The 13,731-nt window shown below is 64.9% G+C and carries 15 protein-coding genes; 13 read left to right on the top strand and 2 right to left on the bottom strand.

The annotated features are described in order from the left end of the window. The first annotated feature begins 232 nt into the window (after positions 1–232). The 4 genes from ACJRPG_RS01245 (at position 233) to ACJRPG_RS01260 (ending at position 4,438) form a co-directional block, all read left to right on the top strand. Positions 233–757 (top strand): methylated-DNA--[protein]-cysteine S-methyltransferase, encoded by a 525-nt coding sequence (locus ACJRPG_RS01245; RefSeq protein ID WP_407998222.1) that lies wholly within the window; start codon positions 233–235, stop codon positions 755–757. Beyond that, a complete protein-coding gene (gene xerD, locus ACJRPG_RS01250) occupies positions 733–1,635 on the top strand; it encodes a site-specific tyrosine recombinase XerD (protein WP_407998223.1) in 903 nt (300 codons plus the stop codon). The genes ACJRPG_RS01245 and xerD overlap by 25 nt, the downstream gene beginning before the upstream one ends. A 53-nt stretch (positions 1,636–1,688) precedes the next feature. Beyond that, positions 1,689–1,877: a hypothetical protein gene (locus ACJRPG_RS01255; RefSeq protein ID WP_407998224.1), complete on the top strand. Its 189-nt coding sequence runs from the start codon at positions 1,689–1,691 to the stop codon at positions 1,875–1,877. 101 nt (positions 1,878–1,978) lie between these two features. Next, complete coding sequence (locus ACJRPG_RS01260) at positions 1,979–4,438, top strand: sensor domain-containing protein (RefSeq protein ID WP_407998225.1); 2,460 nt, start codon at positions 1,979–1,981, stop codon at positions 4,436–4,438. On the opposite strand, the gene ACJRPG_RS01265 is transcribed toward ACJRPG_RS01260, so the two are convergent. Continuing rightward, positions 4,435–5,397: an endonuclease/exonuclease/phosphatase family protein gene (locus tag ACJRPG_RS01265; protein ID WP_407998226.1), complete on the bottom strand. Its 963-nt coding sequence runs from the start codon at positions 5,395–5,397 to the stop codon at positions 4,435–4,437. The two genes, ACJRPG_RS01260 and ACJRPG_RS01265, sit on opposite strands and share 4 nt — an antisense overlap. Before the next feature lie 39 nt (positions 5,398–5,436). Between ACJRPG_RS01265 and ybaK the strand changes: the two genes are divergently transcribed. The 7 genes from ybaK to ACJRPG_RS01300 all read left to right on the top strand — a co-directional run bounded on the left by ybaK (position 5,437) and on the right by ACJRPG_RS01300 (position 10,890). After that, complete coding sequence (ybaK, locus tag ACJRPG_RS01270; protein ID WP_407998227.1) at positions 5,437–5,928, top strand: Cys-tRNA(Pro) deacylase; 492 nt, start codon at positions 5,437–5,439, stop codon at positions 5,926–5,928. Positions 5,929–5,953: 25 nt separating this feature from the next. Beyond that, positions 5,954–6,574 (top strand): glycerol-3-phosphate 1-O-acyltransferase PlsY, encoded by a 621-nt coding sequence (plsY, locus tag ACJRPG_RS01275; RefSeq protein ID WP_407998228.1) that lies wholly within the window; start codon positions 5,954–5,956, stop codon positions 6,572–6,574. Positions 6,575–6,644: 70 nt separating this feature from the next. Further along, positions 6,645–7,292 (top strand): DsbA family oxidoreductase, encoded by a 648-nt coding sequence (locus tag ACJRPG_RS01280; protein WP_407998229.1) that lies wholly within the window; start codon positions 6,645–6,647, stop codon positions 7,290–7,292. 79 nt (positions 7,293–7,371) lie between these two features. Next, positions 7,372–8,412, top strand: coding sequence for a GGDEF domain-containing protein (locus tag ACJRPG_RS01285; RefSeq protein WP_407998230.1), 1,041 nt, complete (start codon positions 7,372–7,374; stop codon positions 8,410–8,412). 19 nt (positions 8,413–8,431) lie between these two features. Next, entirely contained in the window at positions 8,432–8,722 is a 291-nt protein-coding gene (locus tag ACJRPG_RS01290; protein WP_407998231.1) for a DUF427 domain-containing protein, read from the top strand. 26 nt (positions 8,723–8,748) lie between these two features. Continuing rightward, positions 8,749–9,984, top strand: a complete 1,236-nt coding sequence (locus ACJRPG_RS01295; protein WP_407998232.1) for a metal-dependent hydrolase — start codon at positions 8,749–8,751, stop codon at positions 9,982–9,984. Between the two features lie 6 nt (positions 9,985–9,990). Continuing rightward, positions 9,991–10,890, top strand: a complete 900-nt coding sequence (locus tag ACJRPG_RS01300; protein ID WP_407998233.1) for an ion transporter — start codon at positions 9,991–9,993, stop codon at positions 10,888–10,890. Here the strand turns inward: ACJRPG_RS01300 and ACJRPG_RS01305 are convergent. Further along, on the bottom strand, positions 10,887–11,735 hold the full coding sequence (locus tag ACJRPG_RS01305; protein ID WP_407998234.1) for an oxidoreductase: 849 nt from the start codon (positions 11,733–11,735) through the stop codon (positions 10,887–10,889). The genes ACJRPG_RS01300 and ACJRPG_RS01305 overlap by 4 nt on opposite strands. A 110-nt stretch (positions 11,736–11,845) precedes the next feature. On the opposite strand from ACJRPG_RS01305, the gene ACJRPG_RS01310 reads away from it, so the two are divergent. Both ACJRPG_RS01310 and ACJRPG_RS01315 read left to right on the top strand, forming a co-directional pair. Continuing rightward, positions 11,846–12,763: a LysR family transcriptional regulator gene (locus tag ACJRPG_RS01310; RefSeq protein ID WP_407998235.1), complete on the top strand. Its 918-nt coding sequence runs from the start codon at positions 11,846–11,848 to the stop codon at positions 12,761–12,763. Next, positions 12,764–13,663 carry a LysR family transcriptional regulator gene (locus ACJRPG_RS01315; RefSeq protein WP_407998236.1) on the top strand — a complete coding sequence of 300 codons (900 nt, stop codon included), beginning with the start codon at positions 12,764–12,766 and terminating at the stop codon, positions 13,661–13,663. Positions 13,664–13,731: the final 68 nt, after the last annotated feature.

A 13,731-nucleotide genomic window follows, 5' to 3' on the forward strand; every position in this document is an offset into this window, starting at 1 on the left:
TGGGGAGTGCAAATATAAAACGGTAGCAAATACCGCGGATAAATCGAGGAGACCCGCAGCTCAATGATGTTGTTGGCATCACCGTTGACTGGCAGCCACAAGCCGCCGCGACGGGACCAAACAACCGGGGCCGCGCCAGGTAATACTTAAAACGCACCAGAGGGTGCGTTTTTTTTTGCCCGATCCGGGCCGCTGGTGTAGCATCGCTGCGACAGCTGTATGGAGTGCAACCGTGTCGCAAATACAACAGAATTATGAGATTTATTCCGCCATCGTGCCGGCCCCTTTCGGCGCGGTAGGCATCCGCAGCGCCGGCGGCGTGATCGCCGAACTGCACTATCTGTCCCCCGGCCACGGCGAAAAGGCGCCCGCCGATGCGCTGGCCGAGCGTGCCGCGCAGCAGGTGCAGCGCTATATCGAAGATGCCGACTTCGTGTTCGACCTGCCGCTGGCGCGGGTCGGCAGCGAGTACCAGCGCAAGGTATGGGACGCCATCTGCAGCATCCCGCGCGGCCAGGTGCGCACCTACGGCGAGCTGGCGAAGCATGTCGGCTCCGTGGCCCGTGCGGTGGGGCAGGCCTGCGGCGCCAACTACTTCCCGCTCGTGATTCCCTGCCACCGCGTGACCGGCACGCAGGGCCTGGGCGGCTTTGCCGGCGACGACAACCAGACCGGCTTCACCCTCGGCGTCAAGCGCTGGCTGCTGGCGCATGAAGGCCACCGCGAATACGCATGGCAGCAGACAACCTTGCTCTGATCGACGAGTTCTGCGACAGCCTGTGGCTGGAAGACGGCCTGTCGAAGAACTCGCTGGATGCCTACCGGCGCGACATGCGCCTGTTCGCCAAATGGCTGGAGGCCATGCGGCCGCAGGTGGACGGCCTGCTGGCGGTGGGCACGGCCGATATCAATGCTTATTTCGCGGCGCGGCATGTGGACACCAAGGCCAGCTCCTCCAACCGCCGCCTGTCGGTGCTCAAGCGCTTCTACCAGCTGGCCTTGCGCCAGCGCCAGATCAGCGAAGATCCCTGCCTGAAGCTGGCTTCGGCCAAACAGCCGCAGCGTTTCGTGCATACGCTGAGCGAAGCCCAGGTGGAAGCCCTGCTGGCGGCGCCCGAGCTGCGTGAACCGCTCGGCGTGCGCGACCGCACCATGCTGGAGCTGATGTATGCCAGCGGCCTGCGCGTGTCCGAGCTGGTGGCGCTGAAGACGCTGGAGCTGAGTCTCAACGACGGCGTGCTGCGCATTACCGGCAAAGGCGCGAAGACGCGGCTGGTGCCCTTCGGCGCCCAGGCGCGGCAATGGATCGAACGCTATGTGAAGGAGGCGCGCGGCGCCATCCTGAACGGGCAGCAGGATGATGCGCTGTTCGTGACCGGGCGCGGCGGGCCGATGACGCGCCAGATGTTCTGGGTCATCGTTAAGAAATGCGCGGCGAAGGCAGGCATTACCGCGCCGCTGTCGCCGCACACGCTGCGCCATGCCTTTGCCACCCACCTGCTGAACCACGGCGCGGACCTGCGCGTGGTGCAGTTATTGCTCGGGCATTCCGATATCTCCACCACGCAGATCTATACGCACGTGGCCCGCGAACGCCTCAAGCACTTGCATGCGGCACATCATCCGCGCGGCTGAAAACTCTGCCATGCTGGCAGCTCTGGCACAATGGAGTGAAAGGGGGCTGGATTATGGCAAAAACGAACTTCCAGTATGAAAAGCGCCAGCGCGAGCTGGAAAAGAAACGCAAGGCCGAAGAGAAGGCCAAACGCAAGCTGGAGGCCAGGCACCGGCCGGAAGGCGAGCAGCAGGCTGACGAGGCCGGTTTCGACAACGCCGAGTCCGACCCGGCAATGAAATTGGGGACAGACCCGGATTAATTTAATCCGGGTCTGTCCCCAATTTCCAGGAAATATTGCTGGGGAGCGCGAGGTTTGAGCGCGCGCAATCGTAGCGGCACGGGGTGCGGCAAAAATGCGGAATGAGCCTCCTGAACCAATTGCCCGCCCAGCAAGCTTCGTCCGCGCATTCGGCGCTGGAGCTGATCGGCCGCATCGTCGCGGCCATGGAGGCCACGCCACTGGTTGCCGTCTGCAGTTTTGACCGCGACGGCATTGTGCGATTCTGCAATGCCGCCTGTGCCGAGCTGTGCGGCCTGCCGCCGCAGGACGTGATCGGCAAGCCACTGCGCGAACTGCTGTCGCGCGGCGCCCGCCAGCACGAGCACGACGCCATGGTCGAGCAGGTGTGGCAGAGCGGCCACAACGGTCCTTCCGGCGACTGGCTGGTGCGCACCGCCAGCGGCCGCGAACTGTGGCTCTATTCGACCAAGATTCCCATTGTGCAGGACGGCCGCATCCACCAGATCTTCTGCATGGACGTGGACATTACCTCGCGCAAGCGGGAAGAAGGCGCGCTGCTGGCGGCCGGCACCAATTTCCACCAGATGTTCCGCCGCTCGGGCGACGCCATCCTCTTGCTGCGCAACGGCCTGATCGAGGAGGCCAACCCGGCCGCGCTGCGCATGTTCAAGTGCCGCAGCAAGGCCGACGTCCAGGGCCGCAGCCTGAGCGACTTTTCGCCGCTGCAGCAGCCCGGCGGGGGCTTGTCCGCCGCCGCCTCGGCCCAGCTGGAGCAGCAGGCCCATGAACAGGGTAACTGCCGCTACGACTGGCGCTATCTCGATTGCGGCGGCAACCTGTTCTGGGGCGAAGTGCTGATGACGGCCATCACCCTGAACCATGAACACCTGTTCTATGTGGTGGTGCGCGATATTTCGGCGCGCAAGAACGCCGAACGCACGCTCTACCTGGCCGCCCAGGTCTTCGAGAACAGCCGCGACGCCATCCTGCTCAGCGACCGGCACCGCCACATCATCGCCATCAACCGTGCCTACACCGAGATCACCGGCTACCATAGCGACGAGATGATAGGCCAGGCGCTGAGCGTCTACCGTTCGGGCGTGGAAGATGAATCCTTCTACCGCGAAATCTGGGCCCAGATCGATGCCACCGACCACTGGCAGGGAGAGATCTGGGCCTGCCGCAAATCCGGCGAGCTGTTCCCCGCCTGGCTGGCGATGACGGCCATCCGCGACACGCACGACGAGATCAGCAACTACATGGGCATCCTGTCCGACATCACGGAGCGCAAGCGTTCGGAGGAACACACGCGCCACCTGGCCGAGCATGACTTCCTCACCGACCTGCCCAACCGCGTGCTGCTGCTGGACCGCCTGAGCCTCGCGCTGACCGCCGCGCGCCGCAATAACAGCATGCTGGCCATCCTCTTCCTCGACCTGGACGGCTTCAAGCATACCAACGACACGCTGGGCCACCAGGTGGGCGACCTGCTGCTGAAGGAGGTGGCGGCGCGGCTGCTGAAATGCGTGCGCAAGGTGGACACCGTAAGCCGGCAGGGCGGCGACGAATTCGTCATCATCCTGGCCGATATCGGCGGCATCGGCCACGCCGCGCATGTGGCGGAGACGGTGCGCAATGCCATCACCCAGCCCTACCAGCTGGGCGAACACCAGCTGCATGTATCGACCTCGATCGGCGTGGCCATCTATCCCAGCGACGGCGACGATATCGACACACTGGTGAAGAACGCGGATATCGCCATGTACCATGCCAAGGAAAGCGGCCGCAATAACTTCCAGTTCTTCAGCGCCGAGATGAACGAGCGCACCGTGGAGCGCACCAGCTTCGAGAACGGCCTGCGGCGCGCGCTGGACGAGCAGCAGTTCGAACTGGTGTTCCAGCCCGAACTCGATATCCGCAGCGGCGCGCTGGTGGGCGTGGAGGCGCTGATACGCTGGCGCCATCCGGAGCTGGGCCTGCTGCTGCCGGAGCGCTTCATCGGCGTGGCGGAGGAGGCGGGCCTGATGCTGCCGATCGGCAGCTGGGTGCTGCAGCATGCCTGCCGCCAGGCGCGCATCTGGCACGACGCGGGCCATCCGCTGGTGGTGGCCGTCAACCTGTCGCTCGCGCAGTTCATGCAGAAGGACCTGGCGCAGACCATCCGCCAGGCGCTGGCCGAAGCGGGCCTGCCGCCGCACTACCTCGAACTGGAACTGACGGAAGCCCTGATCATGAAGGGCGGCGCCGCCGTCACCGATATCCTGGCCAGCCTGCGCGAGCTCGGCATCCGCCTTTCCATCGACGATTTCGGCACCGGCTACTCGCGCCTCGGCCAGCTCAAGGACTACCCCATCGACAAGCTGAAAATCGCCCAGGCCTTCATGCGCAACGGCGGCGACGCCACGGCCATCCGCACCATCATCGCGATGGCGCGCAGCATGCACATGACGGTGATTGCGGAAGGGGTGGAAACCGCAGAACAGCTGGACTTCCTGCGCCGTAACGGCTGCGACCTGTACCAGGGCCGCTATGCGGACAGCGTGGTGCAGGCCAGCGGCCTGTCACGCCTGCTGCACTAATTGAACAGGCGCAGCCTCACCAGCACCTGGCCGTGGTCGGAAGCTTCCGGCCGCTCCTGCCGCAGGTGGTCGTTGAAGTAGCTCACATCGACTACCTCGCCGATCGCGCGCGGCGACTCGCGGTTGAATTCCTCGGACACCAGCACATGGTCGATGGTCGAATAATGCCCTTCGTGGATGCTGGTGTAGCCGATATGGCGCAGGTGGTCCTGCCGCAGCTGGATCTGGTTGGCGTCGAACAGGCGCCCGCGCCGCTCCTCGCCGCTGCTCTGCATATTGCCGTTGCCCAGCACGATGGTGGTGGTCACGGCATCGGCCGTATCGTTGAAATCGCCCAGCACGATGCAGGGGCGGCGCGACTCGCGCATCATCTTGCTCAGCAGCACGCGCAGCGCCACCGCTTCCGTGCCGCGCCACACCAGCGAGCGCAGGCTGGCCATGGCGTAGACCAGCGGGTCTTCGCCATTGTCGCCATGGCGGTAGTCCGGACGGCGCGATTTGAGATGGACCACGATCACATCGACCACGCGCCCGCCCGGCATCACCACCTGCGCGTGCAGGGGCGCGCGCGCGAAGCGGTCGGAATCGGGGCTGCCGGAGTCGCAGGGTACGTCCTCCGGGAAGTTGGCATAGATCTCGGGCGCGGCCGCCAGCGGCAGGCGCGATACCAGGGCCACGTTGGGCGTCAGCCGTTCGGCCGAAGGATCGGGGTCGAAACCGGCGTGGGTCGCTTCGCGGTATTTGCGGGTGCGGGACAGCACATCGAGCAGGGCCGCCTGCGAAAAGATCTCCTGGAAGCCGATCACGTCCGCGTCCAGGCCGTCGATCTGCTGGGCGGTCCAATTCGCCTTGGCCTCGTACTCCTCCTCGCTCAGGGGCGTCAGGTTGTCGTACAATTTCGCGCCCGCAGGGGCGAGGTTGCAGACATTGAAGGTGGCAAAGCGAATTTCTTGCTGCATAATGAGAAACTCCTTTATATACGATTAGCGTATCACGGCATGGCGAAGAAAGAGCACATTTCAGAAACGCCCGCGACGGCGCTGCTGCGCAAGCACAAGGTTCCGTTCACCGAGCACCCATACGAGTACGAGGAACATGGCGGCACCACGGTGTCGGCTCGCGAGCTGGGCGTGGACGAACACCAGGTGGTGAAAACCCTGGTGATGCAGGACGAAGCAGCGAAACCGCTGATCGTGCTGATGCACGGCGACTGCAAGGTCTCCACCAAGAACCTCGCGCGCAATATCGGCTGCAAGTCGGTTGAGCCCTGCAAGCCGGAGGTGGCGCAGCGCCACACCGGCTTCATGGTGGGCGGCACCTCGCCCTTCGGTACCAAAAAGGCCATGCCGGTGTATGTGGAGGAGAGCATCCTGTCGCTGGAAACAATTTATATCAATGGCGGGCGGCGCGGTTTTCTCGTCGCGATCAAGCCACAGGTAGTGACGGAAGTGCTGAATGCCAAGGCCGTGAACTGCGCGCTGGCCGATTAAACACACAAAAAGGAAAACAGGGGATATGACGACTATTCTGCTAACCATTGCCGCCTATCTGATCGGCTCCATCTCGTTTGCCGTGGTGGTGAGCAAGTTCTACGGCCTGGCCGACCCGCGCACCTATGGCTCCGGCAATCCGGGCGCCACCAACGTGCTGCGCAGCGGCAATAAGGGGGCGGCGATCTGGACGCTGGCGGGCGATGCCTTCAAGGGCTGGCTGGCCGTCTGGCTGGTCATGCATTTCCAGGAGCGCCTGGGCGTGGGCGACGAGGCCATTGCGCTGGTGGCGCTGGCCGTCTTCATCGGCCACCTGTGGCCGGTGTTCTTCCGCTTCGTGGGCGGCAAGGGCGTGGCCACGGCGCTGGGTGTGCTGCTGGCGCTGAACATCTGGCTCGGCCTTGCCACGCTGGCGACCTGGCTGATTGTGGCGTATGCCTTCCGCTATTCCTCGCTGGCGGCGCTGATCGCCTCCGTGTTCGCGCCGTTCTACTACGGCCTGCTGTTCGGCGTGGAGCCGCAGCTGTTCGCCGTGGTGGTCATGAGCGGCCTGCTGGTGTGGCGCCATGCCAAAAATATCGGCAACCTGATGGCGGGCAAGGAAAGCCGCATCGGCAGCAAGAGCGCCGGCGCGAAAAAGCACTGAGAGCGCTGAGCTTGCAATCGGCGCCGTCGGCACTATCTTCAGGAAATTGAGTTCATCCGAAAGGTTCACCATGCCAAGCGCCGTGCGTATCGATTTTGTCTCCGATGTCTCCTGCCCATGGTGCGCCATCGGCCTCAAGTCGCTGGAAACGGCGCTGGGCCGGCTGGAAGGGGAAGTGAAGGCGGAACTGCACTTCCAGCCCTTTGAGCTGAACCCCAACATGGGGCCGGAAGGGCAGGACATCACCGAGCATATCGCCCAGAAATACGGCGCCTCGCCCGAGCAGCAGGAGCAGTCGCGCGCCATGATCCGCCAGCGCGGCGCCGATGTGGGCTTCGACTTCGCGATGGACAAGCGCAGCCGGATTTACAACACTTTCGACGCCCACCGTCTCCTGCATTGGGCAGAGGCGGAAGGCCGCCAGCGCGAGCTGAAACATGCGCTGCTGGCCGCCTATTTCACGCGCGGCGAGGACCCGAGCGCGCACGAGGTGCTGCTGCGCGCCGCCGAAACAGCCGGACTGGACCGCAATGCAGCGGCGGAAGTGCTGTCCAGCGGCCGTTTTGCGGCCGAAGTGCGGGAAGCGGAGCAGTTTTACCAGCGCAACGGAATTAATTCCGTCCCCGCCATCATCATTAACGAACGGCATCTGATTTCCGGCGGCCAGCCGCCCGAGGTCTTTGAGAGCGCCCTGCGGCAGATAGTGGCTAACAAGTAACACTATTATCCGGGTTACAACGTCTCCCGATTGCGCTAAACTTGGCCGCAAAGCCCAATCAGCGCTCCTGGGAGAGTACATGTCAGCAGCAGAGCAATTGTTTCCCTCGTTCCCGCAACCTGCGGATGAAGTGCATCGCGTCGCGGCCCTGCAGCGTTTCGAAGCGCTGGACGAGGCCGTGGGCGAGGATTTCGATTTCCTGGCGCAGATGGCCGCCCGCCTGTGCGGCACCCCGTATGCCTTCATGACCCTGGTGGACAGCGAGCGCACCTGGTTCAATGCGTCCAGCGGCCTGGAGCTCGGCTCCCAGCCTCGCGCGCAGTCCTACTGCTCGCTGGCCGTGCTGGGCGACGACGCCACCGAGATCGCCGACCTGGCCAATGACGCCCGCACCATGAATATGCCGCTGACGCTGCAGGAACCGCAGATGCGCATGTACAGCAGCATTCCGCTGCGCACCTCGGCCGGCTATGCGATTGGCACCCTGTGCGTGATGGATACCCGTCCCGGGGGGCTGAATGAAGAACAGCGCGGCTTCCTGCGCGGCCTGGCGCGCCAGGCCATGAGCCTGATCGAAGCGCGCGCCAACCAGAAGGCGCTGCGCCTGTCCATGCGGGAACTGGAGTTGCTCGCCACCACGGACGAGCTGAGCGGCATGCACAACCGCCGCTCGCTGCAGCACCGCCTGAAGTTCGAGGTGGCCCGCGCGCGCCGCTTCCGCACCCCGCTGACGGCCCTGATGATCGACCTCGACCATTTCAAGCAGGTCAATGACGAGCACGGCCACCTGGTGGGCGACAAGGTGCTGGCCGAGGTTTGCAGGCTGGTCCGCGAAAACGTGCGGGTGATCGATATTGCCGGCCGTTACGGCGGCGAAGAGCTGTGCGTGCTGCTGCCGAATACGCCGCTGGAAGGGGCGCACAAGCTGGCGGAAAATTTACGCGCAAAAATCGCAGCCCAAGTACACTATGACGGCGCGCGCCGCATCACCATGACGGCCAGCATCGGCATCGGCGTCCACAACGATATGGACGTGAGCGACGCCGAAACGCTGCTGCGCGCCGCCGACGCCGCCCTGTACCGCGCGAAGGCGAAGGGGCGCGATTGCGTCGAAAGCTGATTGATCGGAGATACCAGTAATGCCCAAAGCAATGTGGAACGGCGTCGTGATCGCGGAAGCGGCCGAGGACGAAGTGGAAATCGTCGAGCACAACGTCTACTTCCCGCCTGAGCGCGTCAAGCAGGAATACCTGAAAACCAGCAGCCACACCACCATGTGCCCGTGGAAAGGCGTGGCCAGCTATTACGACGTGGAGATCGACGGCAAGCTGAACAAGAACGCCGCCTGGTACTACCCCACGCCCAGTGAGGCCGCCAAGGCCCTCAAGAACCGCATCGCCTTCTGGCACGGCGTGGAAGTCAGCCATTGAACGCTGCCTGCCCGGGCGGCTGATCGATGGATAACCTGACCCATTCTTTCGTCGGGCTGGGCGTCGGCGAGCTGGTGCAGCGCAGCCTGCCGCCGGAGGCGGATCCCGCGCAGCAGCGCACGCGCCACCGGCTGCTGCTGATGGCCTGCGCGGCGGCCAGCAATTTCCCCGACCTCGACCTGTTCCTCACGCGGCTGCTGCCCAACCCGCTGGGCTACCTGCTGCACCATCGCGGCCATACGCACACCATCCTGTACGCGCTGCCGCAGGCCTTGCTGCTGCTGGCGTTCCTGTGGCTGCTGTGGCCGAACGCGCGGGCGCTGCTGCGCAGCAGCCGGCCGGCGCGCCTCGGCCTTGGCATCGCCATCGTGGCCGGCTTCGCGCTGCACCTGTCGATGGACTTCCTGAATTCCTATGGCATCCATCCCTTCTACCCGCTGAATAATGGCTGGTTCTATGGCGACATGGTCTTCATCGTGGAACCGGTGTTCTGGGTGGCCTTCGGCGTGCCGCTGGCGCTGGCCATTCCGTGGAAGTTCCTGCGCTGGCCGGCGCTCGCCTTGCTGGCGCTGGTGCTCTGCTACTTTGCGGGCAAGGGCTACCTCTCGCCAGCCTCCCTGGCGGCTCTGTTCATGCTCGGTGGCGCCATTGCGGCGCTGCGCCTGATGCATATGCACAGCCGCCGTGCGCTGGCCCTCGCGCTCGTGATTAGTTTCGGCTTCGTGGGCCTGCAGGCTGCCGCTTCGCACGCAGGCCGGCAGCGCATCGAACAGAGCCTGCAGGCCATGGACCCACAATCGCGCGTGCTGGACGTGGCGATGACGGCATTTCCGGCGCAGCCCCTGTGCTGGTCCTTCGTCTCGGTGGAGAGCAATGAGGCGGCAGGCAGCTACCGCCTGCGGCGCGGGCTGTTGAGCCTTGCGCCGTCATGGATGCATGTGCGCGAATGCCCGGCAGCCCTGCGCGATCCCGCGCAGTTCGCCGATGCCGAAGGGCGGCTGCAGCTGTATTCGGAGTGGCAGGGCAGCCTGCCCATGCTGCGCGAGCTGGCCCAGCGCGACTGCCACGTGAATGCCTGGCTGCGCTTCGCGCGCATGCCGGCCGTGGACGGGAATACGGCCAGCGATATGCGCTTTGCCGCTACCCCGCGCGGCAACTTCACCACGCTCGATGTGGCGGGCGATGGCGAGCGCTCCTGCCCTGGCAGCGTGCCGCCCTGGGGCTATCCGCGCGCCGACCTGCTGTCGCCGGCGCTAAGATGAGCGGCAATGAATCCGCCTGACCCCGTCCAGACCGCGGCGCCCGCGCCGGCCGCCCGCTCGTCCGATCCGCACCAGCGCTACGGCAAGCCGGCCGCCGGCTGGCGCGCCGCGCTGTATGCGGTGATCTTCGAATCCGATACGCGCAAGGGCCGCGCCTTCGACCTGGGCCTGATCGTGGCCATCCTGCTCAGCGTCACCTGCGTGGTGCTGACCAGCATGGCGCCCGTCGCACAGCGCTATGGCGACTGGCTGGCGGCGGCGGAGTGGTTCTTCACCATCCTGTTCACCATCGAGTACATTGCGCGCCTGCTCAGCGTGCAGCGGCCGGTGCGCTATGCGCGCAGCTTCTTCGGCGTGATCGACCTGCTGTCCATCCTGCCCAGCTATGTATCGCTGTTCCTTCCGGGCGCCCACGTGCTGCTGGACGTGCGCATCCTGCGCCTGCTGCGCATCTTCCGCATCCTGAAGCTCACGCTCTACATCCAGGAATACAGCATGCTGGGGCACGCGCTGATGGCGAGCCGGCGCAAGATCCTGATCTTCCTGTCGGTGGTGATGCTGATCGTGTTCCTGCTGGGGACCGTGATGTATGTGGTGGAAGGCCCGGCCCATGGCTTCACCAGCATTCCCACCGCAGTCTACTGGGCGGTGAGCACCATGACCACCGTGGGCTTCGGCGACCTGGTCCCGAAGACGGACCTGGGCCGCGCCATCGCCTCCATCATGATGCTGCTCGGCTGGGGCATTCTCGCGGTGCCGACCGGGATCATCAGCTCCGAAATCACCTACCAGCGCGCGCAGCCGGACCGTCCGCACCGGGTGTGCGATGGCTGCCTGGCCACCGGCCACGAAGCCAGCGCACGCTTTTGCCGCAGCTGCGGCAAGGCCCTGCCGCCGCTGGCTTAAGCCGCCAGCTTCTCCGCCGGGAAGTCGGTGGAGAGAGCAGTATCGATCCACTCGCCCAGTTCCTTCTCCACGAAAGCGTTCTTCTCGCGCACGCGCGCCACCGTGTCGCTGCCCAGCTGCAGGCGCAGCGGCGGGTTGGGGGCGTCGGCCAGCGTCAGCATCGCGCCCGCCAGTTTCTCCGGGTTGCCCGGCTGCTTGTGGCTCGCATGGGCCGCAAATGCGCGCATTGCGCCCACGGTGCCCGCATAGTCATCGATGCGGTTCGCGGTGGCCACCAGCGAATTCTGGTCGAGGAAGTCGGTGCGGAAGAAGCCCGGTTCCACCACGGTGACGTGGATGCCCAGCGGCGCCAGTTCCTGCGCCATCGCTTCGCTCAGGCCCTCCACCGCGAACTTGGTGGAGCCGTAGACGCCCCAGCCGTGATAGCCCGAGTAGCCGCCGATGGAAGAGATATTGATCACATGGCCGCTGCGCTGCCGGCGCATCACCGGCAGCACGGCGCGGCTCACATTCAGCAGGCCGAACACATTGGTCTCGAACACCTGGCGCACTTCGTCGGCGGACGATTCCTCCACCGCGCCCAGCAGGCCGTAACCCGCGTTATTCACCAGCAGGTCGATGCGGCCGAAGTGCTCCACCGCCTTGCGCGCCGCAATGATGGCGGCCGCTTCCTTCGTCACATCCAGCGCCACGGCCAGCAGGTTTTCCTGCGCGCCCAGCGCATCGATGACGGTCTGCGGATTGCGTGCGGTCGCCACGACCTTGTCGCCGCGGGCCAGCGCATCGCGGGCGATCAGTTTGCCGAAACCACGGGAAGCGCCGGTGATAAACCATACTTTGCTCATGATGTTTTCCTTTCGGGGTGAGTGTTGATGGAGCCCAGTTTAGGCCTGGCCATGGTGTTACACTAGATAGAGGAAAGCTGATTTATTTTCATCTTCTGGTTGTAAATCTAATGGACAAGGCACGGGTCATCACACTGTTTATCGGCGTTGTGCGCGCAAAGAGCTTCAGCCAGGCGGCGGTGGAAGCGGGGCTGACGCCGCAAGCCGTGAGCAAGGCCGTGCGCCAGCTGGAAGAGCATCTTGGCGTGCGCCTGTTCCACCGCACCACGCGCAGCCTGAGCCTCACCGACGAAGGCCAGCGCCTGTTCGAGCTGGCCAATCCGGGCCTGCGCCTGCTGGATGAAGCGCTGGACCAGGTGCAGAACAGCCGCCGCGAAGTGGATGGCCTGATCCGCATCGCCGCGCCCACCTCACTCGGCACCAATCTGCTTGCGCCCCTGATTGCGGGCTTCCAGCAGCAGTATCCCGGCGCCAGTTTCGACCTCCAGCTGAGCGACCACTTCACGGACCTGATCGAAGCGAAGATCGACGTCGGCTTCCGCGCCGGCCACCCGCCCGAGCGCAACCTGGTGGCGCGCCGCATCGGCGACATCGTGCTGCATATCTGCGCCGCGCCGTCCTATATTGAACGGCATGGCGTGCCGCGCAATGCGCAGGAACTGCTGCAGCACCGCTGCACCGGCTTCCGCCAGCCGAACACGGGGCGCCTGGTGCCGTGGGAGCTGCATGGCGAAGGCGGCACGGTGTTCATGGACGTGCCCTGCGTGGCCAGCTTCAATACGGCCGAATCGGAAGTGGCGGCGGTGCGCGAGGGCGTGGGCATAGGCCAGCTGGCGGGCTTCATGCTGGGCGACGACCTGGCGCAGGGCAGGCTGCGGCACCTGCTGCCGCAGCTGGACACGCACAATGCGGGCGTGTACATGTACTACCAGCAGCGCACCCGCATGCCGCTGCGCGTGCGCCATTTCATCGACTACGCCATCGAGGCGTCGAAGCACGCATTCCCCAACCTGCGAAAGGCGAAATAGATGGACCGGCTTTACCTGATGACCGTGTTCGTGGCAGTGGCAGAGGAGGGCGGCTTTGCGGCCGGCGCGCGCAAGCTCGAGCTGTCGCCGCCCGCCGTCACGCGCGCCATTGCCGCGCTGGAGGAACGCCTCGGCCTGCGCCTGCTGGAGCGCACCACGCGCCATGTGCGCGTCACCCAGGCCGGGCAGCGTTACCTGGATGATGCGCGCCGCATCATCGCGGCCGTGGACGAAGCGGATGAAGCGGCGGCCGGCATCAATGCCGCCCCGCGCGGCCACCTTGCCGTGACGGCGCCCATGCTGTTCGGCCGCATGTATGTGATGCCGGGGATTGTGGACTATTTACAACGCTACCCCGGTACCGAAGTCTCGGCCGTTTTTGTTGACAGGGTGACTAATCTGCTGGAAGAAGGGCTGGACGTGGCCGTGCGCATCGGCGAGCTGCCCGATTCCTCCTTGCGGGCGCTGCAGGTGGGCCAGGTGCGTCGCATTATTGTCGCTTCGCCCGCTTACCTGAAGGCCAGCGGCACGCCGCGGCACCCCGCCGAAATTGGCCGGCACACGGTGATTGCCGCCACCGGCGCCAGCACCCAGCCGGAGTGGCGTTTCATAGAGGAAATGAAGCTTCAGAGCTATAAAGTTCAGCCCCGTCTGACTGTAACCAGCAACGACGCAGCGATCGAAGCGGCGCGCTGCGGGCTGGGCTTGGCGCGCCTGCTTTCCTACCAGGCCGCGCCGTGGATCGCGAGCGGGGATTTATTGCCGGTTTTGCAGGAATTTGAACTTCCGCCGGTCCCCGTTAACATTGTTCACCGCGACGGAAGGCATGGATCGGCGCGGGTCCGGACCTTCATCGACCTGCTTGCGGAGCGCCTGCGGGGCGATCCCGGCCTTGCCTGATAGACCAGACCCAGCTAATTGAGTGGTATAGGCACGCAATTTGCTGCTATTCTGGTATATACAAATCG

It is taken from the genome of Pseudoduganella rhizocola (genome assembly GCF_045984285.3).
In the GTDB taxonomy this organism is placed as follows: Bacteria; Pseudomonadota; Gammaproteobacteria; order Burkholderiales; family Burkholderiaceae_D; genus Rugamonas.

Bases quoted from the DNA above. Each gene is read 5' to 3' on its own strand.
- ACJRPG_RS01290 (WP_407998231.1), top strand. From the start codon at position 8,432: ATGCCCAAAGCAATGTGGAACGGCGTCGTGATCGCGGAAGCGGCCGAG.
- xerD (WP_407998223.1), top strand. From the start codon at position 733: ATGGCAGCAGACAACCTTGCTCTGATCGACGAGTTCTGCGACAGCCTG.
- ACJRPG_RS01300 (WP_407998233.1), top strand. From the start codon at position 9,991: ATGAATCCGCCTGACCCCGTCCAGACCGCGGCGCCCGCGCCGGCCGCC.
- ACJRPG_RS01260 (WP_407998225.1), top strand. From the start codon at position 1,979: ATGAGCCTCCTGAACCAATTGCCCGCCCAGCAAGCTTCGTCCGCGCAT.
- ACJRPG_RS01255 (WP_407998224.1), top strand. From the start codon at position 1,689: ATGGCAAAAACGAACTTCCAGTATGAAAAGCGCCAGCGCGAGCTGGAA.
- ACJRPG_RS01305 (WP_407998234.1), bottom strand. From the start codon at position 11,735: ATGAGCAAAGTATGGTTTATCACCGGCGCTTCCCGTGGTTTCGGCAAA.
- plsY (WP_407998228.1), top strand. From the start codon at position 5,954: ATGACGACTATTCTGCTAACCATTGCCGCCTATCTGATCGGCTCCATC.
- ACJRPG_RS01265 (WP_407998226.1), bottom strand. From the start codon at position 5,397: ATGCAGCAAGAAATTCGCTTTGCCACCTTCAATGTCTGCAACCTCGCC.
- ACJRPG_RS01310 (WP_407998235.1), top strand. From the start codon at position 11,846: ATGGACAAGGCACGGGTCATCACACTGTTTATCGGCGTTGTGCGCGCA.
- ACJRPG_RS01315 (WP_407998236.1), top strand. From the start codon at position 12,764: ATGGACCGGCTTTACCTGATGACCGTGTTCGTGGCAGTGGCAGAGGAG.
- ACJRPG_RS01285 (WP_407998230.1), top strand. From the start codon at position 7,372: ATGTCAGCAGCAGAGCAATTGTTTCCCTCGTTCCCGCAACCTGCGGAT.
- ACJRPG_RS01280 (WP_407998229.1), top strand. From the start codon at position 6,645: ATGCCAAGCGCCGTGCGTATCGATTTTGTCTCCGATGTCTCCTGCCCA.
- ybaK (WP_407998227.1), top strand. From the start codon at position 5,437: ATGGCGAAGAAAGAGCACATTTCAGAAACGCCCGCGACGGCGCTGCTG.
- ACJRPG_RS01295 (WP_407998232.1), top strand. From the start codon at position 8,749: ATGGATAACCTGACCCATTCTTTCGTCGGGCTGGGCGTCGGCGAGCTG.